Annotated in this window: 27 protein-coding genes; 12 read left to right on the plus strand and 15 right to left on the minus strand. The window is 36.7% G+C overall.

All coding sequences use genetic code 11. The annotated features are described in order from the left end of the window. Genes RHP76_RS15295 through RHP76_RS15310 form a run of 4 tightly spaced genes read left to right on the plus strand, consistent with a single transcriptional unit; the run spans window position 1 to window position 2,873 of the window. Window positions 1-591, plus strand: a complete 591-nt coding sequence (locus RHP76_RS15295; RefSeq protein WP_062672894.1) for a SprT-like domain-containing protein — start codon at window positions 1-3, stop codon at window positions 589-591. 2 nt (window positions 592-593) lie between these two features. Continuing rightward, complete coding sequence (locus tag RHP76_RS15300; RefSeq protein WP_228432360.1) at window positions 594-1,676, plus strand: mannose-1-phosphate guanylyltransferase; 1,083 nt, start codon at window positions 594-596, stop codon at window positions 1,674-1,676. Between the two features lie 32 nt (window positions 1,677-1,708). Further along, window positions 1,709-2,371 carry a hypothetical protein gene (locus RHP76_RS15305; protein ID WP_277693679.1) on the plus strand — a complete coding sequence of 221 codons (663 nt, stop codon included), beginning with the start codon at window positions 1,709-1,711 and terminating at the stop codon, window positions 2,369-2,371. Further along, window positions 2,340-2,873, plus strand: a complete 534-nt coding sequence (locus RHP76_RS15310; protein ID WP_120232348.1) for a GNAT family N-acetyltransferase — start codon at window positions 2,340-2,342, stop codon at window positions 2,871-2,873. Before RHP76_RS15305 ends, RHP76_RS15310 begins: the two co-directional genes overlap by 32 nt. Before the next feature lie 90 nt (window positions 2,874-2,963). Here the strand turns inward: RHP76_RS15310 and bcp are convergent, their stop codons facing one another. Next, window positions 2,964-3,413 carry a thioredoxin-dependent thiol peroxidase gene (bcp, locus tag RHP76_RS15315; RefSeq protein WP_120232349.1) on the minus strand — a complete coding sequence of 150 codons (450 nt, stop codon included), beginning with the start codon at window positions 3,411-3,413 and terminating at the stop codon, window positions 2,964-2,966. 33 nt (window positions 3,414-3,446) lie between these two features. Between bcp and nth the strand changes: the two genes are divergently transcribed. Beyond that, the gene (gene nth / locus RHP76_RS15320) at window positions 3,447-4,067 is read left to right on the plus strand and encodes an endonuclease III (protein WP_062672899.1); all 621 of its coding nucleotides are present in this window, start codon (window positions 3,447-3,449) and stop codon (window positions 4,065-4,067) included. A 223-nt stretch (window positions 4,068-4,290) separates the two neighbouring features. On the opposite strand, the gene RHP76_RS15325 is transcribed toward nth, so the two are convergent. From RHP76_RS15325 to RHP76_RS15335, 3 genes are read right to left on the minus strand one after another with little or no spacing between them, the layout of a single operon-like run. Next, window positions 4,291-4,737, minus strand: a complete 447-nt coding sequence (locus RHP76_RS15325; RefSeq protein ID WP_174525194.1) for a DinB family protein — start codon at window positions 4,735-4,737, stop codon at window positions 4,291-4,293. A gap of 8 nt (window positions 4,738-4,745) precedes the next feature. Further along, complete coding sequence (locus tag RHP76_RS15330) at window positions 4,746-5,303, minus strand: hypothetical protein (protein ID WP_311228523.1); 558 nt, start codon at window positions 5,301-5,303, stop codon at window positions 4,746-4,748. Between the two features lie 7 nt (window positions 5,304-5,310). Further along, window positions 5,311-7,107 (minus strand): DUF885 domain-containing protein, encoded by a 1,797-nt coding sequence (locus RHP76_RS15335; protein ID WP_311228524.1) that lies wholly within the window; start codon window positions 7,105-7,107, stop codon window positions 5,311-5,313. A gap of 169 nt (window positions 7,108-7,276) precedes the next feature. On the opposite strand from RHP76_RS15335, the gene RHP76_RS15340 reads away from it, so the two are divergent. The 4 genes from RHP76_RS15340 to RHP76_RS15355 all read left to right on the plus strand — a co-directional run bounded on the left by RHP76_RS15340 (window position 7,277) and on the right by RHP76_RS15355 (window position 9,953). Next, window positions 7,277-7,738 (plus strand): hypothetical protein, encoded by a 462-nt coding sequence (locus RHP76_RS15340; protein ID WP_062672903.1) that lies wholly within the window; start codon window positions 7,277-7,279, stop codon window positions 7,736-7,738. A 173-nt stretch (window positions 7,739-7,911) separates the two neighbouring features. Next, window positions 7,912-8,616 (plus strand): MotA/TolQ/ExbB proton channel family protein, encoded by a 705-nt coding sequence (locus RHP76_RS15345; protein ID WP_123278702.1) that lies wholly within the window; start codon window positions 7,912-7,914, stop codon window positions 8,614-8,616. A 12-nt stretch (window positions 8,617-8,628) separates the two neighbouring features. Next, window positions 8,629-9,027, plus strand: a complete 399-nt coding sequence (locus RHP76_RS15350; RefSeq protein WP_062672905.1) for an ExbD/TolR family protein — start codon at window positions 8,629-8,631, stop codon at window positions 9,025-9,027. 35 nt (window positions 9,028-9,062) lie between these two features. Further along, complete coding sequence (locus RHP76_RS15355) at window positions 9,063-9,953, plus strand: ferric siderophore ABC transporter substrate-binding protein (RefSeq protein WP_311228525.1); 891 nt, start codon at window positions 9,063-9,065, stop codon at window positions 9,951-9,953. Window positions 9,954-9,968: 15 nt separating this feature from the next. On the opposite strand, the gene RHP76_RS15360 is transcribed toward RHP76_RS15355, so the two are convergent. The 9 genes from RHP76_RS15360 to RHP76_RS15400 form a co-directional block, all read right to left on the minus strand. Continuing rightward, window positions 9,969-10,361, minus strand: a complete 393-nt coding sequence (locus tag RHP76_RS15360; RefSeq protein WP_062672909.1) for a hypothetical protein — start codon at window positions 10,359-10,361, stop codon at window positions 9,969-9,971. Between the two features lie 65 nt (window positions 10,362-10,426). Next, entirely contained in the window at window positions 10,427-11,830 is a 1,404-nt protein-coding gene (locus tag RHP76_RS15365; protein ID WP_311228526.1) for a spore maturation protein, read from the minus strand. Window positions 11,831-12,138: 308 nt separating this feature from the next. Then, window positions 12,139-12,648, minus strand: coding sequence for a DUF6973 domain-containing protein (locus RHP76_RS15370; RefSeq protein WP_311228527.1), 510 nt, complete (start codon window positions 12,646-12,648; stop codon window positions 12,139-12,141). 54 nt (window positions 12,649-12,702) lie between these two features. After that, window positions 12,703-13,557: an acetyl-CoA carboxylase, carboxyltransferase subunit beta gene (gene accD / locus RHP76_RS15375; protein WP_002982142.1), complete on the minus strand. Its 855-nt coding sequence runs from the start codon at window positions 13,555-13,557 to the stop codon at window positions 12,703-12,705. A gap of 89 nt (window positions 13,558-13,646) precedes the next feature. Further along, window positions 13,647-14,717: a class II fructose-bisphosphate aldolase gene (gene fbaA, locus RHP76_RS15380; RefSeq protein WP_311228528.1), complete on the minus strand. Its 1,071-nt coding sequence runs from the start codon at window positions 14,715-14,717 to the stop codon at window positions 13,647-13,649. A 70-nt stretch (window positions 14,718-14,787) separates the two neighbouring features. Continuing rightward, on the minus strand, window positions 14,788-15,654 hold the full coding sequence (locus RHP76_RS15385; RefSeq protein WP_062672914.1) for an NAD kinase: 867 nt from the start codon (window positions 15,652-15,654) through the stop codon (window positions 14,788-14,790). Window position 15,655: 1 nt separating this feature from the next. Then, window positions 15,656-16,309: a CBS domain-containing protein gene (locus tag RHP76_RS15390; RefSeq protein WP_062672917.1), complete on the minus strand. Its 654-nt coding sequence runs from the start codon at window positions 16,307-16,309 to the stop codon at window positions 15,656-15,658. A gap of 187 nt (window positions 16,310-16,496) precedes the next feature. Then, a complete protein-coding gene (locus RHP76_RS15395) occupies window positions 16,497-17,027 on the minus strand; it encodes an RNA methyltransferase (protein ID WP_062672919.1) in 531 nt (176 codons plus the stop codon). Window positions 17,028-17,032: 5 nt separating this feature from the next. Beyond that, window positions 17,033-17,653, minus strand: a complete 621-nt coding sequence (locus RHP76_RS15400; protein ID WP_062672921.1) for a toxin-antitoxin system YwqK family antitoxin — start codon at window positions 17,651-17,653, stop codon at window positions 17,033-17,035. A gap of 55 nt (window positions 17,654-17,708) precedes the next feature. Here RHP76_RS15400 and RHP76_RS15405 point away from each other — a divergent pair, with 55 nt between their 5' ends. Continuing rightward, entirely contained in the window at window positions 17,709-18,308 is a 600-nt protein-coding gene (locus RHP76_RS15405) for a hypothetical protein (protein ID WP_228432358.1), read from the plus strand. Window positions 18,309-18,320: 12 nt separating this feature from the next. Here RHP76_RS15405 and RHP76_RS15410 read toward each other — a convergent pair whose 3' ends face one another. Beyond that, the gene (locus RHP76_RS15410) at window positions 18,321-19,199 is read right to left on the minus strand and encodes a bestrophin family protein (RefSeq protein ID WP_062672924.1); all 879 of its coding nucleotides are present in this window, start codon (window positions 19,197-19,199) and stop codon (window positions 18,321-18,323) included. 264 nt (window positions 19,200-19,463) lie between these two features. On the opposite strand from RHP76_RS15410, the gene RHP76_RS15415 reads away from it, so the two are divergent. After that, entirely contained in the window at window positions 19,464-20,336 is an 873-nt protein-coding gene (locus tag RHP76_RS15415; protein ID WP_120232356.1) for a cupin-like domain-containing protein, read from the plus strand. 188 nt (window positions 20,337-20,524) lie between these two features. Here the strand turns inward: RHP76_RS15415 and RHP76_RS15420 are convergent, their stop codons facing one another. Then, window positions 20,525-21,055, minus strand: coding sequence for a GNAT family N-acetyltransferase (locus RHP76_RS15420; protein WP_062672929.1), 531 nt, complete (start codon window positions 21,053-21,055; stop codon window positions 20,525-20,527). Between the two features lie 126 nt (window positions 21,056-21,181). Between RHP76_RS15420 and mutS the strand changes: the two genes are divergently transcribed. Further along, the gene (gene mutS, locus RHP76_RS15425) at window positions 21,182-23,773 is read left to right on the plus strand and encodes a DNA mismatch repair protein MutS (RefSeq protein ID WP_311228529.1); all 2,592 of its coding nucleotides are present in this window, start codon (window positions 21,182-21,184) and stop codon (window positions 23,771-23,773) included. The last annotated feature ends 29 nt before the right edge of the window (window positions 23,774-23,802 follow it).

The following is a 23,802-nucleotide window of genomic DNA, read 5'->3' on the forward strand; positions in this document are numbered from 1 at the left end:
ATGCCAATTCAATCATTAGAAAAATACTTACCTCAAAATACACTTAGATATTTAAGAGTCTGGTTTGCAGATTACTATATACATATAAAAGTAACAAGAAACAGAAATTCAAAGCTGGGAGATTACAGAAAACTTCCGGATAATTCTCATGAAATTACGGTAAATTCTACCCTTACCCCACAGCTTTTTTTCTTTGTACTCACTCATGAGCTTGCTCATCTGATTGCTTTCGAAAAATATGGGCGAAGAATCTCTCCCCACGGTAATGAATGGAAAGAAACTTTCAGAAATATGCTTCTGGAAAGCCTTGAAATTTATGATGAAGAACTCAAACCTATCATTATAAAATTTTCAAAATCGCCAAAAGCCAATTTCATGGCAAGCCCTGATCTGGTAAGATACTTCCATACTGAAAAACAGGATGATACTCTTCTATTTATCGAGGAACTTAAAAAGGGAGAATTTTTTATCTATCGCAACGAAAAGTATTTATTAGAAGGTCTGGTTAAAAAAAACTATCTTTGTAAGAACCTGGCTACTGGAAGGAAGTATTCTTTCAAGCCTTTAGCGAGGGTAGAAAAATGTAGCTAAGAATGTTAAAATCAGATAGATACTGCGTTATAATGGCCGGGGGAATCGGGAGTCGGTTCTGGCCTATGAGCACGCAGAAATTTCCAAAACAGTTTCAGGATATTTTAGGAACCGGACGCACAATGATTCAGCAGACCTATGACCGAATCAGCAAGGTAATTCCTAAAGAGCAGATATTCGTGATTACGAATAAAGAATATGTTCCTGTTTCCCATCAGCAGCTTCCGGAAATTCCTGAAGAGAATATTGTGGGTGAGCCGTTGATGAAGAATACAGCAGCTTGTAATCTGTATATGGCTAACAAAATTGCTGAGATCAATCCGGATGCAACAATGATTGTATTGCCGGCAGATCATCTGATCCTTAAAGAGGACGTATTTCTGGAAAAAGTAGAGCTGGCATTTGAGGTGGCTTCACAGCATGATTATCTGGTAACATTAGGAATAACTCCAACAAGACCCGACACCGGTTATGGCTATATTCAGTTTGTAGAGAAAAAAGGATCAGAATATTTTAAAGTAAAAACATTCACAGAAAAACCTATTCTTGAAATCGCCCAAAGCTTTTTGGAAAGTGGTGATTTCCTTTGGAATGCAGGAATTTTTGTATGGAATGTGAAAAGTATTCACCATGCTTTTGATCTCTATCTTCCTGAGATGATGCAGCATTTTATGGCTTGTGAGTATAACTCCGAAAAAGAAAACAGCTGTATTGAAACCATTTATCCAAAGGTTCAGAAAATCTCCATTGATAACGGGATTTTAGAAAAGGCAAAGAATGTTTACGTGATTCCTTCAGATTTAGGGTGGAGTGATCTAGGTACATGGACTTCCGTCTATGAAAATACAGAAAAAGATAAAAACGGAAACGCTGTAAAACTGAAACATTTACTTTCTTATAATTCAAAAGGGAATATCATCCGCTTAAAGAATAATAACAAGGCAGTGATTATTGACGGTCTTGAAAATTACATTGTTGTAGATACAGATAAAGCGCTTCTTATCTGCCCAAGGGATAATGATCAGCTCATTAAAGATTATGTTCTTGATTTAAAAAACTTTAAAAAGGGCGAGAAGTTTATGTAATATTTGGTATATTTTCTGCTGATTTTTAAATTATGATTAAAACTGCAACCCGATTTACAATTCTTACATTTTCACTTTTGGGAGTCTTAGGATTTGCTCAGGAGAAGAAAAAGTTTTCAAGCATTCCTGCTATTTTACAGCAGATCAACCCTGGTAATAGGGTGGATTCATGGGTGTTGGTGTACAACAGCTATGGGAAAGGTCAGGAAATAAAGATTTCGGGTAAGGTAAATTATACTCCTCAATTCTCAGGATTCAATCTTTTCCCTAGTGAAGACAGCTTTTATTATATCGCTTATTCGGAAGGAGGTAAAGTAAATTACGTTACGGATGTCGAAGGATTGAAGAAGTTTGTAGATAGAATTGATAATGCTCAGGAAGCAGCTGTTGTATTAGCCGCTGACGGATATATGATAGATGAAGAGTTTAAGGACCTTGCGGGTAATTATCATGAAGATAAGTCGAATTACTATCTGGACCTTGGAAAGCTCACCTCAAAGGAATGTCCATACCAGAAAACACATTATACAGTAACACTCAATAAATCTACAGGTGCTGTAAACAATGTTAAAGACAATGGAACTTATATTGAGCTTTACAATAAAAAATGTGCTAATAACCCGAGACTTTTAAAAATCGAAAAAAAAGAAGAACCAAAGAAAGATGAGCCCAAAAAAACACCCAAGCGCAAATAATACCTATGAGACTGAACGATTGATCCTTCGCCCTATGTCCCGTGAAGACAAAGATTTTGTCTTTGAACTTTATAACAGGCCAAAATTCATTCAACATATTGGCAACCGCAATGTAAATTCCATTGAAGATGCTGAAAATTACATCTTAAACAGATTTGCCCCACAGATTGAAAGGCTGGGATTTGGAAATTATATTTTAATAACCAAAGATGGAAATGAAAAAGTAGGTGCGGTAGGAATCTTCGAAAGGGAAGGACTTGATATTGTGGATATCGGATATTCTCTGTTGGAAGAGTTCGAAGGTAAGGGCTATGCTTTTGAGGCAGCTCAGAAGGTTAAATCGATCGGAATGGATGATTTCGGATTAACAAAAATATCAGCCATTATTTCAAAGGATAATATTTCTTCCCAAAAGCTGATTGAAAAATTAGGTTTGAGGTTTAAAAAACACGTCATACTTCCAGGCGAAACCGAAGAACTCAACTATTACGAAACAGAATAATAAATCTATAAAAAAATATTTTCACAAATAGCACAATAATGTATCTGGGTTATTTGTGAAAATATTTGTGATATCTGTGTTTTAAGAAAGTTATCCCTCCAGAATCTGTTCAGCAGCAGTCTTTGAAGTTACTTTTTCAATCACTCTTGTACAAATACCATTTTCATCGAAAATAAAAGTGGTTCTTACAATTCCCATATAGGTTTTTCCAAACGTTTTTTTCTCCTGCCATACCCCGAATTTTTCAATGATATTACGGTTTTCATCTGCAATAAGATCATAAGGAAAAGCAAACTTGCTATGGAAATTCTTTTGCTTTTTTACAGAATCACCACTTATTCCCAATAATTGAAATCCTGCTTTTTTAAGCTTAGTATAATTATCACTCAGGTTGCAGGCTTCCACTGTACAGGTTGGTGTATTCGCTTGCGGATAGAAGAAAACGACCAGTTTTTTTCCAATTAATTTTGATGAGGTTACTGTTTCTCCGTCTTGATTGAATCCTTCAAATTCAGGTAATTTATCTCCAACTTTCAGCATAATGATTTAATTTTGTTCAAATTTAAGGCATACATGACAAAAAAACAAAGAGCTGAGCTCGTTCAGATAGAACTGGAAAAATTATATCCCACTACACCTATTCCGTTAGATCACACTGATCCCTATACATTGATGGTTGCCGTAGCGCTTTCTGCACAAACTACAGATAAAAAAGTAAATCAGGTTACTCCCGAACTTTTTGCGGTAGCAGGAACACCGCAAAGAATGGCTAAGCTGGAAGAATTTGAAATCAAAGAACTAATCAAAGAAATAGGATTATCCAATACGAAAGCTAAAAACCTGAAGAAAATGGCCGAACTTCTGTTAGAAAGACATAATGGTATTGTTCCCCAGACTTATGAAGAATTGGAAGCTCTTCCGGGCGTAGGGCATAAAACGGCATCAGTAGTAATGAGTCAGGGTTTCGGATTTCCTGCTTTTCCTGTGGATACCCATATTCACCGTCTGATGACGCAGTGGAAACTTACTTCCGGAAAAAATGTGGTGGAAACAGAACGTGACGCCAAAAAATTATTCCCTGAAGAAGTATGGAATAAACTTCACCTTCAGATTATTTTCTATGGAAGAGAATATTCTCCGGCAAGAGGAAAAGGAGAGAAGGATTTTATTACGAAAATGATGTTTGAGAAATAATTCAATTATTTTGCCACTATGTCCGCTAAGACTTTATAAAAACCACGCTGGGATAGCTCGTGAAGACACTTCGTTTAGCAAAGCAATATTGCCCTGACTGAGTGAAAGATCTATGCGAACTGATAGAAAACGCAACAATTACTTTGTGGTCGCTAAATAAACCATGTCAAGGTTCTGAACCTTGACATGGTTTAAAAACATCATGTGAGATAAAGGAAATGATTTAATATTCCAACAACCTTCTGTGGTAATTAATCTGTCCCAAATGATAATCCAGATGAGCAATCAGATGAATCAGGAAGTAATCTGTAGTCATTTTATTTTCAAAAACAACCAGTGGGTATTCTTTTTTCAGGTCGTCTTCTGATAATTGAGAAAGAGTAGAATCTATCATTGTTGTAGTTGCCTCTATTTTTTCAATAAGTTCAGCTCTTGGAACATCTTTTAATGAAAACTCCAGGTCACGCTGTCTTACATATCCTGTGTTTCCAAGGTGCGTTCCTATAAAATGGTTGAGGTTTCCAACCAGATGAAGAACCAGGTTGCCCGCAGAATTGGCTATGTTTTTATCAACTTTCCAAAGATTTTCTTCGTTTTGATAGGCTTCTAGCTCTGTTTTTAATTTATTTAAATCTCTGTTGTAAAGAGATTTGAGGCTTTCTGTGATCATATCAATTTTTATTGTATTATGGTTTTAAAATATCCTTTAAAGTGTTTATCAACCAAACTGTCAATACTGCATTTATAATCTATAAAGCCATAAATGCTGTCATTTTTGGTGAATTGTTTACTATTTAGAATCAATTTCTGACTAAAAACCTTAGATTTTATGAATTTTTCCTCGCCTTTTAAGGTTTTTGGATCAATATCTTTGATGTAAAAGTGGTTTTTAAACACCTTAATCAAAATTCCGTTTCCAAAATATCCGTTATTGTTATTCAGTTTGATGGTAAGAGTATCATTCTGATACTGAGCTTTGCATTTATAATCATCGAATAAAAATGTTCCTTTACGAAAGCCATCTGAGTAACTTGCAGCCTGAACAATATGTGCTGTCCTTATTTTACTTTCAACAATTTCACTGTTATAAAGCTTCAGTTCCGGATATTTGGAAAGAAGGAGAATAGTATCATTGCCAGGTAAGCTCTTGTCAACCGTAAAATTTTCAAAATTGTGCTTCTTTCGACAGCTCAATAACACCAATAAAATACCGGTAAAAAATAAAAATAGTCTCATAAAGAAACTATTTTTGTTTTTTAGCCCAAAGCTCCATTTTTCTGTTCAGAACATCCAAAGGAAGACATCCCTGGCTTAATACTTCATCATGGAAGCTTGCCAGCTTGAATTTGTTTCCAAGTTCTTTCTGATACTTTTCTCTCAGCTCACGGATTCTTAAGGATCCTATTTTGTAGCCTAAAGCCTGTCCCGGCATTGCCATATATCTTTCTACTTCTGCAGTGGCAGATCCCTCGTCGTAAGAAATATTGCTTAAGAAGTACTTGATAGCCTCTTCACGTGACATTTTTCCTGTATGAAGCCCTGTATCTACTACCAGTCTTACAGCTCTCAGCATCTGATCACTCAGGTAACCCATTTTTTGATAAGGATCTGTGTATAACCCAAATTCAGGTCCTAATGTCTCACAATAATGGGCCCACCCTTCACCATAAGCTCCTAACCATCCGAATCTCATAAATTTAGGAAGCTTTGTGTTCTCCTGTTGCAAAGAAACCTGATAATGATGCCCTGGGATGGCTTCATGAAGGAAAAGAGATTCCATTCCTGAAGTAACATTGAATTTAGTAGGGTCAGGAAGCGGAACATAGAATATACCTGCTCTTTTTCCATCCGGAGTTCCCGGCATATATTCTGCGCTGGCACTTGCCTCTCTGAATTTCTCCGTCTGTCTGATCTCAAACTTCGTTTTTGGCGTTACATTAAACATTGTTTTCAGCTTCGGAGTGATTTTAGTTAAGATCCCGTTGAATGCATTTAAAACCTCTTTAGATGTTTTATAAGGCATTGCCTTTGGATCCGTTTTTACAAAAGTGATAAATTCTTCAAGAGTGCCCGTAAAACCTACCTGTTGTTTTACTTTTTCCATTTCTGCACGAAGCATAGCTACCTGCTGAAGTCCGATCTTATTAATTTCTTCAGGAGATTTCTTAGTGGTTGTCCAGCTTTTTACATAATAGTTGTAGATCTCATTTCCGTTAGGAAGACTGTTGTATCCGTCTGTATCCCTTGCTTTCGGAAGGTACTCTTTTTCTAAAAATGTTCCCATTTTAATATAAGCCGGAATGATCTTTTTGGTAATAGCATCTTTATAAAGTGCTGAAAATTTTTCTTTCTGAGCCTGAGAGAAGCTTTTCGGAAAATTTCTTATCGGACCATAGAAAATATTCTTTTCCATGTCAGAAGTGGTAATTTCCTCTGCTTTCATCTGAGGAATCATTTTGATAACCAGTTTTTTAGGTAATACTATCTTATTGTTGATTCCCTCACGGAAGTTGTCTGCCGCTGCATTCATCCACTCCGGGAATTTTTCCATTCTTTTCAGCCAGTCGCTATAGTCTTTTTCTGTTTTAAAAGGTTGATTACCCTGTCTGCTTCCATACAATGGGAACGTTAACGGAAGTCCTCCAAATTGAGTAAAAGGAATATATTCCGGATGATAGGCGTAGGCCTCAGTTTTATCTTTTAAAGTATAATCCAAAACATCATAGACCACTTTGTCTTCGTCAGAAAGGGTTTTATAATCTACATGTTCCAGTTGTTTTTGCACAGAATTGTAGAAAGCAATTTCTCCTGAGATAAAATCTTTATCAATATTGATAGGAAGCTGATCGTTATATCTTGTATCTCCTTGTGCGGTAGCATCTAAAGGATATAGTTTAAGATACTGCTCATAATAGTTGGAAGCGATAGAATCCAGATTGCTGGGAGTCACTTTTGTAAGGGGAGAATCCGATTTTTTGCAGGAAGTAAGCCCAATCACCAACCCTAATCCTAGAATACTTTTTGATAAAATGTTTTTCATTTTCAGAATCTTTATGAAAACAAAAATAAGTATTATTGGGAGATTCAGACTTATTGTTTGCATTGATTTTAAAAAATTATTTTCAAAATCCTTTCAACTTTGAATCAATTTTTTATCTTTGTCTAAAACGTTTAACAATCATATTATTACAGCTCTTTTTTAAGAAAAAATGAAAGGGATTTTAAAAATTTACCATCCGGACGAAACGCTAAAATACAATATCAGAAATACTTATTGTAAGGCAGTTTACAGCAACCAGCAACATTTTTTAGAGGTTGAAGTGATTACGGATGACAGTTTGGATCACGTGGATGATGATTCATTACAGTACAACTTTCCGCAGCTTTCACTTGAAGTTTTTGATTTTCCTATTGAATCGGCGGAAATAGAAGGAAAAACCATCATCATCAATGACTCTGATGAAGAAACCTATACAGAAGTAGACCTTTTCGATGACGAAGATGCCTACATCTATGATAATGAGCTTCTTTTTGAAAAAAATGAAGAAGGGGAGCTTCAGGTCATCTGGAAAGGGACCATTGATGATTTCTATACCGGATCAGATACACCGATCCCCTTTAGATTAAAATGCGAATTTAAGCAAGATGAAATTGAGGTAGGAGAAGACTAACATAGGCTTCTATCTTTTTAGTACCAGATTTCTTTTCAAAATTTTTTTTTGGAAAGAAATTTGCTGTTTGTAAAATTGTAACAAAATTTAAGTTGTTTTTAAGCAATTTTTAAGAGTTCAATTCATAATATTCTCCTACATTTGTCGTTGAAATTTAATAAAATTTACATTTAATGCTGTTAACGGAACTTTCTCAGATTTTATTTGCACAAATCGCTACCCCTGCAGTTGCTGCAGACAACTTAGAGTTCTCATTCTGGAAAATTATGTTCCATGGAGGAGCTTTCGCTAAAATAGTGATGGTCACTGTATTACTATTGGGAGTGTTTTCTCTATACCTGTTTTTCGAAAGATTTTTCTTTATCAAAAGGCTTACATCAAAAACAGATTCCCACTTCATGAACAATATCGAAGACTTCATCAAGGCAGGAAAAATAGAGGCGGCAGCAGATTACTGCAAAACCCAGAACTCTCCGGAAGGAAGAATTTTAGAAAAAGGAATTTCAAGATTAGGACGTCCTGTTTCTGATATTGTAAGTGCTATGGAATCTCAGGCACAGGTAGAGGTTGCCAATATGGAAAAAAACCTGAACCTTTTGGCTGTAGTACCAAGTATTGCACCCATGTTGGGACTTTTAGGTACGGTAATCGGGATGATTATTGCTTTCTTTAATCTTTCCCACGCAACAGGATCATTCTCTCCGAAAACACTTTCAGAGGGGATCTATACCGCTTTAGGGCAGACCGCTGTAGGTTTGGCTGTAGCAATTCCTGCTAACTTCTGTTATAATATTCTATTGACAAGGATTGATAAATTTGTCCTGAAAGCTCAGAATATGTCAGGAGAATTTTTAGACCTTATCAACAAACCTTTATAAATCTTTCTTACGATGAAAATTCAAAGAAGAAATAAAGCAAATCCGGAATTCAGTTTAGCAGCGATGACAGACGTTATCCTGTTGATGCTGATTTTCTTTATGATCACTTCTTCAGCTGCCAATCAAAGCGCTATTGATGTGAATCTTCCGAAAGCCGGAGCAGTTGATGATAATATTCCCAATCCTTTAACGGTAAGTATCAAGCCGGACGGTTCATTTTTTGTAGATGATAATCCTGCCAATAAAGGAGAACTGGAGCAAATTATTGTAGATAAATTAGCCAGCCAGACCAATAAATCATTTACGATCAGAGCTGATGAAAACACATTGCATAAAGATGTTGTTTTTGTGATGGAAATTGCTGAGAAACATAAATTTAATATTGCTATTGCAACCGTTAAAGACAAATAACATATCCGGATTTCCGGAAAGAATTACGTTTTAAGATGAAAAGCTATACAGCAAACAGAAACGAAGAAAATAAAGACAGAGTAAAGAGCGCACTGCTTTCTATTCTGATCTGGGCTGCTATTCTGCTTTTTGTTTTTCTATATAAATTAAAACCTGAACTGGATAAAGATCCTGAAGTGGTTACTACTATGCTGGTGAACTTTGGAGATAACAGAAATGGAAAGGGGATTGAAGAACCAGCTGAACAGCCTGGAAGTCTTGCCGCTGCAACGGAAGAAGTTACACCAGAGCCCGCAGAAACTCCGGTTCCGGAAACAAAAACAGTTATAAAGCCAGAACCAGTTCCTACTCCCGAACCAAAGAAAACAGAGGTTAAGGAAAAAGTTATTACAGGAAATAATTCAAAAGCTACTGTTCCTAAAAAAGAGGAATCCAAAAAAGCTGAGAAAAAAGAAGCTACGAGTACAAGTGCTTCAAAAAATACTAAAAAATCTGGAGCGGCCACTGCCAATTCAAAAACAGGAAATGGTGAAGGAAAAGGAACCGCAGCCATAGGCAACCTGATTAAAGGAAGAGGAACTAAAGCCGGAAGCCAGGGAACTGGTGATGGTATCGGAAACGCGGGAGATCCTTTAGGCGGTGATGGAAACGGAGACAGTAAAGTAGGAATCGACAGAAAATTAGTCGGTTATATTCCGGGAACAATGGGAAGAGGAGGGGCACAGCCTTCTCACAGCTGTACAGCAAGTGGATCAATTACTATTGCTTATACGGTAGATAAAGCAGGGAATGTAGTATCCGCAAGAAGAGCCGGCGGGATTTCAGATCCTTGTGTCTCATCCACGTCTGTGGCCTGGGTTAAGAAATATGTAAAAGCAGAAAAAGCCAATACTTCTTCCACCGGAACTTATAAAATTACATTCTAAAAATACAAAAGCACTTTATTCAAGTGCTTTTTTCAATTCATTTATTCTGTTGATAATGGGTAGTGCAAAAATACCACTGGTCTGAAGATAAAGCTCGTAGAATGTCTTGGCTTTATCCTGAAAATCTTTGTTCTGATCATGTCTGCTGTTGAAATAAAATAGATTTCCCAGCATTTCATAATAATCTTTGTGATCTCTTTCCTGTCTTTCATTCACAATCGCGATCATTTCTTCCTTGGTTTTAGAAGCAACCTCTGTGAAGCTCATCTTAAAAATGTCTCTCATCAACGTATCAAAATCCAGTTCTTTCTGCATTAAGCTTTCTTCAGGTTTGTCGAGAATCAATTTTTCTAATGCCTGAGTTAATTGGCGGATGAGTCTTAAGGTGAATTCTTTATCTGTGATCATAATGGATTTAAAGTTTTAAGTTTAATGTTTAAAGTTAATTGCATTGTTCAACCAGAATTTTTTCATTATGCGAAAAATAAATAGGCCAATGCAATGGCAGTGATAACGCCTACTAAATCGGCCAGAAGCATGGCAATTACCGTGTATCTTGTATTCTTAACGGCTACAGCACCAAAATATACTGCAATCACGTAGAACGTCGTATCTGAGCTTCCCTGAAGCACTGCGGCTAATTTTCCCTGGAAGCTATCTGCTCCAAATGTGACCATCGTATCCACCATCATTCCTCTGGCTCCTGAACCGGATAAAGGTTTGATCAATGCAGTTGGAAGTCCATCCACAAATCTCGGATCCATATTGGCAACGTTGGCTACCCACTTCATTCCGTCAATAATCACATCAAATACACCGGAAGTTCTTAGTAATGAAATCGCAATCAGCATTCCAACCAGATAAGGAATAATTTTAACACAGGTGGTGAAGCCTTCTTTTGCGCCTTCAATGAAGGTATCAAAAACGTTAATTTTTTTATAAACAGCTCCTAATACAATCGCAAGGAAGATAAACAGAATTAAACCATTGCTTAATACTTTACTGAAGTCATCCAGTTCATCCTTACTCAATTGTACAAGGTATACTACCAATAAAGCAATAATTGCTGAAATTCCTCCTACATAAGCTATTACCACCGGACGAAGAAGATTGATTTTCTGGTATAAAGAAACAATAATCATCGCAGCTAAAGTTGCCGCAAAAGTGGCGATCATGCAAGGAAGGAAAATATCTGTAGGGGTCTTTGATCCCATAGAGGCTCTGATGGCAATAATCGAGACCGGGATCAACGTCATTCCTCCGGCATGAAGACACAGAAACATAATCTGCGAATTGCTGGCAGTATCTTTATTGGGATTTAAAGTCTGGAGACTTTCCATCGCTTTTAATCCAAAAGGAGTGGCAGCATTATCCAATCCCAGAAGATTGGCACTGAAATTCATTAGCATATGTCCGAATGCAGGATGGTTTTTAGGAATTTCCGGAAATAATTTTGAAAAAAATGGCTGAATCAAACGGCTTAGAAGGTTAATTCCTCCTGCTTTTTCAGCAATACTCATGAATCCCATAAACAAGGTCATGATTCCGATAAGACCAAGACAGATTTTTACGGCAGTTTCAGAGGTTCCGATAACTCCATCGGCTTCCTGAACGCGATAAACATTTACATTTTGTTTTAAAGAATCTGTTTTATAGTGAATTCTGCTGTCTGCAAAATCATTTTTTTTCATCAGGCTGTCTCTGACAATAGGAGATAGGCTGTTCATAGGTTGAGATGCAATCTTTACTGTATCACCTCCTTTTCCCACCACCATATCATTGAAAATGGTTTTGTAGTTACCTGACGAAACATATTTTATACTGGCAATGGCAATGGCAATGATAATGAAAGCCGACCAAATTCTGCTGAGAACCATCTGATTGATTTAATTGTTTAAACTTATCGAAAATACTTCAAACCACAAAAATAACTAAAGTCTTTTGTAATTCCGGTGTGAAAGAAAACTAATGATGGTCTCTAATCTTAAAGCTTATTGTTAACGCATTGTTCACAAAGTTCCTAAATAATGGGAAAATGATTTTTCTCGTTCGCAAAGGCGTTAGCACTAAGCAAAGAGAATTTAAGTTAAAGAGCATTGCTGAATGAAATGCCCTTGCGAACAAAAAATATGCATTAAGTTTTTAGATTTTCCTTACGCTCTCTAGCGTTTAAAACTAAAATGATTTACTCTTCCAGATAAACAAGATATCCTTTAAAATCATCATCAAGATTCTTCAGAACTTTGGCTTCATCCATTTTTTTGATCAAAGCATTTACAAAGAAGCTTTTTTCAAAGAACTGGCGATGAATTCCGGGTAAAATTTCCATAAAATAATCCATTCCGATTTTGTTGTTATGGAGATCCATTTTGGTTTCCAAAGGCTCATTAGGGAAGAGTTCTTCATGCATATCTGTGATTCTTTTACAAAAATCCAGCGCTTTTTTAGGGGAAGAGATCTTGCAGCAGTACATCATAATGAAGCAGCACCACAGCGCGTGTCTGAAAGCATTTCCAATTCCATTGTTGGAGGCCGTTGCAGGGAATTTTTTCTGTGCAATGGTAAACGCTTTTACTGTTGCATAAAAACTCAGTAAAGCGAAAAGAGGATGAGGAAGGACAAGTGATAAAAGACGGATAATCTTTTTAAAACTCATGCTTCGGATGGTATTGAAAAATATCTTAAAAGTCCTCATAAATAAAAATCTCTCCCTAATTAGAGAGAGATTGTATTGTTTTTGTTACAGATACTATGCTTTTACAGCTAATAAATTAACTGTTTTGGCAACAGTATCCTGAATTTCAGTTCTTTTTACGATGAAATCTACAAATCCTTTTTCCTGTAAGAATTCTGATGTCTGGAATCCTTCCGGTAAGTCTCTACCGATTGTTTCACGGATTACTCTTGGTCCTGCGAAACCAATCAGTGCTCCCGGTTCTGCCATAATGATATCAGCAGTCATTGCGAAAGAAGCAGTGATTCCTCCGAATGTAGGATCACAAAGATAAGCGATGTATAAAAGTCCAGCTTCAGAAAGCTGAGCTAATTTAGCCTGAACTTTTGCCAGCTGCATCAAAGAGTAAGTAGCCTCCTGCATTCTTGCTCCTCCGGACTGACAGATAATCATATACGGAAGTTTGTGTGCAATACAGTAATCTACTGCTCTTCTGATCTTTTCTCCCATTACAGAACCCAAAGATCCTCCGATGAAAGCAAAATCCATACAAGAAACTACCATTTCAGTTCCTTTTACAGTTCCTACAGCGTTTCTGATAGAATCTGTAAGCTTTGTTTTAGCTTTTACTTCTTTCAAACGGTCTTTGTAAGGCTTTGTATCTTTGAAGTTTAAGATATCAATACTTTCAACATTGGCATCCAGTTCGGTAAATTTACCACCGTCAAAAAGGATGTCAAAAAATTCTGCACTTCCTATTCTTACATGAAATCCGTCTTCAGGAGAAACATAGTTATTTCTCTTTAGTTCATCATGTTCCACTACTTTTCCGGATGGAGTCTGATGCCAAAGGCCTTTGGGAACGTCTTTTTTCTCATCAGTAGAAGTGGTAATGTTTTTTGCTTTTCTTTTAAACCAGTCGAATGCCATTTTTGCTTGTATTAATGTATAAATGTAAAATGTACCAATGTAAATGCATTCCTATGAATACTTTTTACATTGGTACAAATGTACAGTTCTTATTTTAAAGTATCTACGTTATTTAAATCTTCAAATGCTTTTACCAATCTTGCAGAGAATGTGTCTTCACCTTTTCTTACCCAAACTCTTGGGTCATAGAATTTTTTGTTAGGTTTTTCTTCTCCTTCAGGATTTCCGATCTGAGCTCTTAAATAATCAATATTGTTGATCATATAATCTCTGATGCCTTCTGTGTATGCAAACTGAAGGTCAGTATCGATGTTCATTTTGATAACTCCGTAGTCGATAGCCTCTCTGATCTCTTCTAATGTAGATCCTGAACCTCCGTGGAATACAAAGTTGATAGGTTTTGCAGCTGTTCCGAATTTTTCCTGAACATATTTCTGAGAATTGTCAAGGATTTTCGGCGTAAGAACTACGTTACCTGGCTTGTAAACTCCGTGAACGTTACCGAAAGCAGCCGCGATTGTGAAGTTATCAGAAATAGCTTTTAATTTTTCATAAGTATAAGCTACGTCTTCAGGCTGAGTATATAATTTTGAGTTATCAACGTCTGAGTTGTCAACACCATCTTCTTCACCTCCTGTTACCCCGATTTCTACTTCAAGAGTCATCTGAAGCTTAGCCATTCTTTCGAAATATTTAGCAGAAATTTCAAGGTTTTCTTCTAAAGACTCTTCAGAAAGGTCTAACATGTGAGAAGAGTAAAGAGATTTTCCTGTCTGCTTGAAGAATTCTTCGTTAGCATCCATCAATCCGTCGATCCAAGGAAGTAATTTCTTTGCACAGTGGTCTGTGTGTAGAATTACCGTTGCTCCGTAAGCTTCTGCAAGAGTGTGAATATGTTTTGCTCCAGTAATTGCTCCTAAGATTGCAGACTTTTGTCCGTCATTGCTTAATCCTTTCCCTGCATTGAAAGCAGCTCCTCCATTTGAAAACTGAATAATTACAGGAGCGTTTAATTTCGCTGCAGTTTCCATCGTAGCGTTTACGTTGCTTGATCCAATTACGTTTACTGCAGGTAATGCAAATTTGTTTTCTTTAGCATACTGAAAGATATCAGTAACTAACTGACCTGTGGCAACTCCTGCCGGAAAAATTCTGCTCATGTTTTACTTTTTATTATAAATTTATTAGGTGTTTTAATTTCGTGTAAAGGTAATCATTTTTAAGAAATTACTAGTTTCTTTTATCTCTGCCCCAAAGGAGCTTCTGACGGATGGTTTCATAGAAACTCAAACTGTTGGGCTGCACCAGAAGAAGCTGGAATTTTGCCTTTTTAATGATGATTTCCTTGTCGGTTTCAATATGTATCAGTCGGGAATCTAAGGAAAGAGAGTATTGCGGTACGCGGCTTTCCACCCTGAATTTTATTTCTACTTTATCATTCACAACCAGCGGCCTCACATTCAGATTGTGAGGAGCAATAGGAGTAATGACAAAATTTTCGTTATTGGGAGAAATGATAGGGCCTCCGCAGCTCAGAGAGTAGGCGGTAGAACCTGTAGGTGTTGAAATGATCACGCCGTCACCCCAGAATACATTCAAAAATTCGTCATTGATATAAGAGTCAACGGTAATCATGGAAGTGGTTTCTTTTCGGGAAACGGTAACGTCGTTTAATGCGTAAGGAAAAACTCCCTCCAGTTTTGGAGAAACCACTTCAATTACAGAACGGCGGCTTGTTTTTACATTTCCTTTTAAGATGGAATCCAGTTCCTTAAAGGCTTCTTCTTTCGTGAAAAAAGCTAAAAATCCAAGCCTTCCTGTATTCACTCCTACCACCGGAATTTCAAGATCCTCAATAAAGGTTAAAGAATTTACAATCGTTCCGTCTCCACCGAAAGTGAAGAAAAGATCCACTTCTTTATCCAGAAGGTCCTGCTTAGAGTTGAAAGTTTCGAATATTTTTGAAAACTGAAGTGCTTCAGCCATTTCATCATACAGAACAGATTTTACACCTCTTGCTTCAAGTTCAGAGATAAACTTGCTTAAATATAAAAAAGTATCAAGATCTTTTTTCTGAGAATATATGGCTGCCTTCATGTTATATTTCTATGAATTTTTGTAAAAAACCATAACGGTCTTTAAACAGATCGGTTTTCTCATCAGAATAATATTTTTCAACGATTCTGTAGTCATACCGGTCAAAAGTAGCGTCTATCGAGGCCAGATTTTCATTGCTGATCTTTATGGTGACCTGAACTACCTCTTCAGACATAAAGCTTATAAATCCTCCGTAAAACTTCGAATTGTTGCTTTCGACGATGTTGGTAATTTCCGTCATTGAATATTTTCTGGCCGGAGTTTCTACGGTAAGAATAGCTCCTGTTTCTGAAAATAAAGGATAACGGGAAAGGTCCTGAAAAACATCTTCACAGGTAATATACCCCAGATATTTTTCATTTTTATTAATCACCGGAATCACATTGGAGCTGAAAGTATAAAACAGGCGGATGCTGTCCATGACATTGTTGTCCTCCAGAATTGCAAACCGTTCAATCTGGTGTTCCAGATCCTTCAGTATTCCTCCATCTTCTTCATACAGGAAGTCCATGGCAATGGCTCCGAAGAAGTGATGAGATTTTTTGATGAAAACATGAGAATATCCGAAGTCTTCCAACAGGTTTCTGGCCGACTCTATGGAGTCAGACAGGCTAAAACATGGAAAGTCTTTTGAGATATAGTCCTTGATAAACATTGTGCTAATTTATAAAAAATTAAACGAAACTTTTTCTGAAAACCTTACTTTTTTTAAGATGAAACAAAAAAAATGCCGTCAAAATTTGTTTGTAAAAAAAAATAAAGTACCTTTGTCGCCTTTCATTTTTACTTTTTATTAGATTTATTTCAAACTGCACTGTCTACTAAGGACATATGCAGTTTTTTTATTTTAATGCTTTTGCAAATTCCCACATCACAATTCCGGCGCACACACTTACATTAAGAGAATGCTTCGTTCCAAGCTGAGGAATTTCTAAAAATACGTCAATATTCGGAAGTACTTCATCACTGATTCCTTCTACTTCGTTTCCTAAAATTAAGGCATATTTTTTTGATCTGTCGATGGTGAAATCTGTAATAAGCTGACTGTCGGTAGTCTGCTCGATCCCGATGATTTCGTATCCTTTGCTTTTCAGATCAGCAATCGCGTTATTGGTATCTGCGTCATGAGACCAGTCTACACTTTCCGTTGCTCCCAATGCCGCTTTATGAATCTCTCGGTGAGGTGGCTGCGGGGTGATTCCACAAAGGATTATTTTTTCAATTAAGAAGGCATCTGCCGTTCTGAAGGCTGCACCTACATTGTGCATACTTCTGATATTATCTAAAATGATGACCAACGGAATTTTTTCAACCTTCTTAAATGTTTCTACATCTATTCTGTTAAGTTCTTCCAGTTTTAGTTTCTGTACCAATTGTATTATTTTGTTGAGATTAATTTTCCGTCTTTATAGACCTCTGTTTTTTCTATGCTTCCGTCTTCACGGTAATGAACTCTGTTGCCGTTTCTTTTATCGTTGGCAAGTTCAGTTTCACGCTGTAATTTTCCAGATGGATAAAAGACTTTCCATTTTCCGGTAGCCAGCCCGTTGTCATACTGGCCAATATCTTTTATTGATTTTCCATCTTCATGAAAGGTCTTGCTTTCTCCCTGTAATTTATTGAATTTATAATTGGAAATTTCAGTTATTTTACCTGCAGGAGAATAAAAAGTAGCGGTAAGGCTGTTATCATAAATATTCTTCTCTCCATTTCTGAAAACTTCTTTGGAAGTGAGGACTCCATTTTTATCAAAATACGACCATTCCTTTACTTTGTATCCTTTTTTATATTCTCCTTTTGACTGCACTTTCCCGTTATCATAATAAAAAACAGCATCACCATCCAGTTTCCCTTTTTTCCATTCCACAGTATTTTTTACCTGGCCATTGTCATAAAATTCTTTACAGGCTCCTTCCTGTAATCCGTCTTTATATCCACAAGGTTTCTGTGCCGTGATCAGGACAGCAGTGGAAAAAAACAATAGAAACATGTACTTCATAGCTATTTTTAATTCAAAAATAGTAAAATACTTATATTTGACTCAAAAATATACTATGAAAAAATTATTCACATTATTCATATTAATATGGGGATTTATTTACCTGAGTGCACAAAATACTTATTATCCTCAAGCTTTTTTTGATAAAAAGCTCGCAAGAGACATGCTTGGATTTGGAAACTCTACCATTGAAGGAGTGGCTTCTACCAAACAAAAAAACAACTGGGGAATCAAACCGTTACTTGGAGAAAAGCATTATGCTCCCAAAGGTACGGTTGTTATGCTTTTTCCTGTTACTCCTTATTTCCAGGAATTTTATGACATGAGAAGAAAATATGAAAATAAAAAGACCACCGTATATATGTCAGAAGAGGCTTTTAAATACAGAGTGGAAGCTTTAACCGATGACCATGGGAGATTTAAATTTGAAAAACTCAAACCCGGGAAATATTATCTTGAAACCATTGTCAACTTTACTGCAACGGCAAGTTATCAGCAGCAGACAGGAACCTCAGATGCTTATAACGGCTATGGAGCTTATCTGTATTCCACTCCTATATACAGTACCTTTTTCTACGGATATTCTGCTGCCAACAGGGAAAGCAAATTTGTAGAGATAAAACAGGATGGCGAACTTAAAGAAATCAAGCTTTAAAAGCTTGATTTTTTATTTTCTGATCATAATCTGCTGTACATTTTTCTCAATGTTCTGGGCTAAGGTTTCCATAGGAATATCATTTTCATCGTTATTGAACGGATCTTCAATTTCTTCTGCAATAAGTTCAAGGCTCATCAATACATAATACACAAAAACAGTAAGTGGAATCATAAAAAGCCCTATTGTAATAACGTAAGCAATAGGAAGCGCAAAAACATACAGAATAATAAATTTCTTGATGAAAGAAGAATAGGAATAAGGAATGGGTGTGTTTTTGATTCTTTCACAACCTCCACATACATCCAGAAAGCCGGAAAGCTGGGTATCTAAATACAGCATTTCAACTTCAGAAACTTTTCCTTCTTTTTTTAATTGATTCAGTTTATGGCTTAATAGAATAACAATTTCACTTGGTCCATGGTTTTTCAACGAATTTTCAATTTCAGAATAATCTTCATCCAAAGCCAGCCTTGTAGATTCCTTGGAAAGGTGTTTGGCTAAAAAGTGCGGGAAATATTTTAAATATCTGGCAATCTGCTCAGCATCCTGGCGGTTGTCGCCAAGAATCGTATTGATTTTTATGGCAAAGTTTCTGGTATCATTCACCAGTTTTCCCCAAAGTTTTCGACCTTCCCACCATCTGTCATAGGCAGTATTCGTTCTGAAAACCAGCAAAAGTGAAAGCACAAAACCCAGCAGAGAATGAATCATGCCTACATTACTCACTCCTGATTTTGTGGTAAGGTGCAGATATTCAACTTCCAGATACTGAATTCCCCAAGAATATAATCCTACAAGAATCATACTCGGGAAAAGAATTTTTAAAGTATCACTTTTGTGTAAACTGAAAAGGATTTTAATGAAATGTTTGGTATTATAGACTCTCATAAACTCGCTTATTACTACAAATATAATTTTTTCATCTGAGCTCTGCTAATTAAGTAAGGAAGTCTGAAGACGGAAGTGAGAAGTTATGGAAGCCAAAGAAGAAGTTTGAGTTTTCCATAAAAAATCTTTTAAGCAATGATGTATAAAGGTTTGCAGACAAATATTAACTTCCGGCATCGATCTTCCAGCTTCCAGCCTTTTTAATCTTAATTTTCTCACGTTTCAAAAAAACACTATTTTTAGTTCGCATTAAATACAAAATACATGATCCTCGAAAACGTAGATGTTGTAAATGATATCAGTAAAGAAGATTTTCAGAAAAATTATTTTAAAAAGCAAAAACCTCTTTTGATTAAGAATTTTGCCAGCCGGTGGGAGGCTTTTGACAAATGGAATCTTGCCTACATCAAAGAAAAGGCAGGAGATCAGGAAGTTCCTTTATATGATAACAAACCGGCTGATGCCGCCAAAAGTTCTGATGCTCCGGTTACCCGTATGAAAATGAAGGACTATATTGACACCATCAAAAGCAAGCCTTCTGATCTGCGAATTTTTTTCTATATCATTACAGACAGGCTTCCTGAGCTGCTGAAAAACTTTACTTACCCTGATCTTGGAATAAAATTTTTTAAAAGACTGCCCACATTATTCTTCGGTGGAAGTGAGGCCCATGTTTTAATGCATTATGATGTGGATCTGGGTGATTTTATGCATATCCATTTCGAAGGAAAGAAAAGGATTTTATTATTTGATCAGAAGCAGTCGCCCTTTTTATATAAAGTTCCTTTATCCGTTCATACCATTTACGAGGTTGATTATGAAAATCCGGATTATGAGAAGTTTCCGGCGCTGAAATATGCCAAAGGATACGAAATCTTCATGGAGCATGGTGATGCCCTTTTTATTCCCGGGGCATTCTGGCACTTCAACAGATATCTGGAACCAGGTTTTTCTCTTTCACTGAGAGCTCTTCCCAATAAACCCAATGTCTTTGCCAGTATGCTCTATCATGTTTTCATTATGAGGTACACGGATAAACTAATGCGTAAGCTTTTCAAAGCCAAATGGGTGAATTATAAGCAGAAATGGGCTTACAAGAAAAGTTCCGAAGCTTTGGAAAAGCATCTTTCTAAATGATAAGAATTAGAGTTTAGATAATTTTAACGCATTGAACGCTAGTTTAATGCTTATCTGTTTATAAAGGTTCGCAAAGGCGTTTCATTCAGCGAGAAAAGCAATTCAATTGCTAAATGAAAGCCTTTGCGAACGAAAATAAGAAGCATCAATATCAATTTTCTTTGCTTCCTAGCGTTAAATTTTTGAACTTATTTATTGATAAGCCCGAAGATGGTTGCATCTACGAATTTCCCTTTTTCAAAGAAATAATCTTTCAACGTCCCTTCTTTGCTGAAATTTAAAGAAGTCAACAGTCTTTCAGAAGAAATATTGGAAGGATCTATGAAAGCATCTACACGGTGAAGCCTCATTGTTTCAAATCCGTAGGTTAAAATAGGAAGAATGGCTTCTTTCATATAGGATTGCTGCCAGAATTTGGGATTGAGTTCATAGCCGATTTCTGCTCTGAAATGTTCCCTGTACCAGTTGTGATAGCCGCAGGTTCCAATAACTTTTGCGGTGGATTTCAGTTCCAGAGCCCATCTGAAGCCTTTTCCCTTTTCGAATTCACTGTTAAAATGCTGGATGATGCGACGGGAGTCGTCTTCCGTCTTGAAGGTATCCAGATCATAATATTCCATAACTTCATCCAGAGAAAAGTATTCAAAAAGATCTTGGGTATCATTAAAAGTAAGCTGACGCAAAATAAGCCTTTCAGTCTCTAAAACAGGAAATTCCATGAATAATGTGATTTGATGGCTGAAAAATACGATTAATTACTGATAAAGAAAAGTATAGAAGATTAACCCCTAAACAATTCTCTTACCCTGAATTTATTTTTTTAAATTTGGGGCTCATTTTTTACTATGGCAAAAACGAAGAAGGAAACTCCATTAATGACTCAGTACAATACGATCAAGGGTAAATACCCGGATGCGCTATTGCTTTTCAGGGTAGGGGACTTTTATGAAACTTTTGGGCAGGATGCTGTGAAAACATCCCAGATCTTAGGAATTGTCCTTACCAAAAGAAATAATGGAGAAGGCAGTGTAGAACTTGCAGGATTTCCACACCATTCAATAGACTCTTATCTTCCAAAACTGGTAAGAGCGGGAATGAGAGTTGCGATCTGTGATCAGCTGGAAGATCCGAAAATGGTGAAAGGAATTGTAAAACGTGGTGTTACTGAACTGGTTACGCCTGGTGTTACTTTCAATGACCAGGTTTTGAATTCCAAAAAGAATAACTTCCTGCTTTCATTACACAAGGAAAAAGAGAAGTACGGAATTGCTTTAGTGGATATTTCCACAGGAGAGTTTCTGGTAAGCGAAGGAAACCTGGAAAAGCTTTTACACATTGTAAATACCTTTGATCCGAGTGAGATTATTTTCCAGAGAAGTACACAGATTCCGGAACAGATCAAAAATAAAAATGCCTTTAAGCTTGAAGACTGGGCTTTTCAATATAATTTTGCCTACGAAAAATTAACAAATCACTTTAAAACCAATTCTTTAAAAGGTTTTGGAGTGGAAGGTCTTCCGCTGGCCATTACAGCAGCAGGAGCTATTTTTGCTTATCTTGTAGAAGATACCCATCATAATCTGCTGGCTCATATTACGAAACTGCAGATCATTCCTCAGGAAGATTATCTGATGATGGATAATTTTACCCTGAGAAACCTTGAAATTGTTTATCCAAGCAATCCACAGGGAAAATCTCTGCTTGATATCATTGATAAAACATCTACTCCGATGGGAGGAAGATTGTTGAGAAGAAGAATTATTCTTCCTTTAAAATCTGTGGATGAGATCATGAGAAGACTATCTCTGATTGATTTCTTAAATGAAAACGATGCACTGAAATATGAAATCTGCCAGCTTCTGAAATCCATTTCTGATCTTGACCGGTTGATGGGAAAACTGGCTGCAGAAAAAATTTCACCTAAAGAACTGGGATATTTACGTCAGAGTTTAATTAATATTCATAAAATCAAAGCTTTATTACACCCTCATGCGGCTGTTTTGGAGTGGTTAGAGCCTTTATTTGATCTGGAAGAACTGATTAAATTTTTGCAAAATCATCTTAATGAAGAACTTCCGGTAAATATTGCGAAAGGAAATATTGTTAAAGAAGGCGTTTCAGAAGAGCTTGACAGACTGAGAAATCTTCAGAGTAAAGGACGCGGTTTCCTGGACGAAATGTGCCAGAGGGAAATTGAAAGAACTGGGATTACCAGCCTTAAAATTGATTTTAACAACGTTTTCGGATATTATATTGAAGTCCGAAATACCCATAAAGATAAAGTTCCGGATGACTGGGTAAGAAAGCAAACCTTAGTGAATGCTGAAAGATACATTACCGAAGAGCTGAAAGAATACGAAAACCAAATCCTTGGCGCCGAAGAAAAAATAGGCGTTCTGGAAACATCCCTGTACAGAAATGTATGTGGGGAAACAATGGTTTATATTGATCAGATCCAGGGGAATTCCAATATCATTGCCCAACTTGATGTGGCTGCAGGATTGTCTGAACTTGCTGTATCTGAGAGTTATACAAAGCCCGTTTTGAATGACGGCTATGCTGTCGATTTAAAAGAAGCAAGACACCCGATCATTGAAAATGCACTTCCGTTAGGAGAAAAATACATCCCGAATGATATCTTCCTGGATAAGGATTCGCAGCAGATTATTATGGTAACAGGGCCTAACATGGCCGGTAAATCGGCAATTCTGCGTCAGACAGCGATTGTATGCCTTCTGGCACAGATTGGAAGTTTTGTGCCTGCAAAACATGCGGAGATCGGATTGTTGGATAAAATCTTTACTAGGGTAGGAGCTACCGATAATATTTCTGCCGGAGAATCTACTTTCATGGTAGAGATGAACGAGGCAGCCAATATCCTGAATAATATTTCAGAACGAAGCCTGATTTTACTGGACGAAATCGGTCGTGGAACTTCAACATATGACGGAGTTTCCATTGCATGGGCTATTGCAGAATATCTTCATCAGCACCCAACGCAGGCAAAAACTTTATTTGCAACGCATTATCATGAATTGAACGAAATGACCGTGAATTTTGAAAGAGTGAAAAATTTCCATGTTTCTATCCAGGAAAACAAAGGGAATATTATTTTCCTGAGAAAGCTTGTTCCGGGCGGTAGTGAGCACAGTTTCGGTATTCACGTGGCAAAACTGGCCGGAATGCCTGTCAAAGTGGTCAACAGAGCGAATGAGATTCTTAAAACCCTTGAAGCAAGCAGAACGCAGGGAAGTGGAAGTACTTCTGAAAGTATCAAAAGAGTGACAGAAGAAAATATGCAGCTTTCTTTCTTCCAATTGGATGATCCTGTTCTTGAGAATATCCGGGAAGAATTGACGAAAATAGATATCAATACTTTAACACCTATTGAAGCTTTGATGAAGCTGAATGCGATAAAAAAAATGATTGGAGGGTAATCCAATCATTTTTTTACAGTTGTTTTGTG

The organism is Chryseobacterium sp. SG20098, assembly GCF_031844745.1.
GTDB lineage: Bacteria > Bacteroidota > Bacteroidia > Flavobacteriales > Weeksellaceae > Chryseobacterium > Chryseobacterium cucumeris.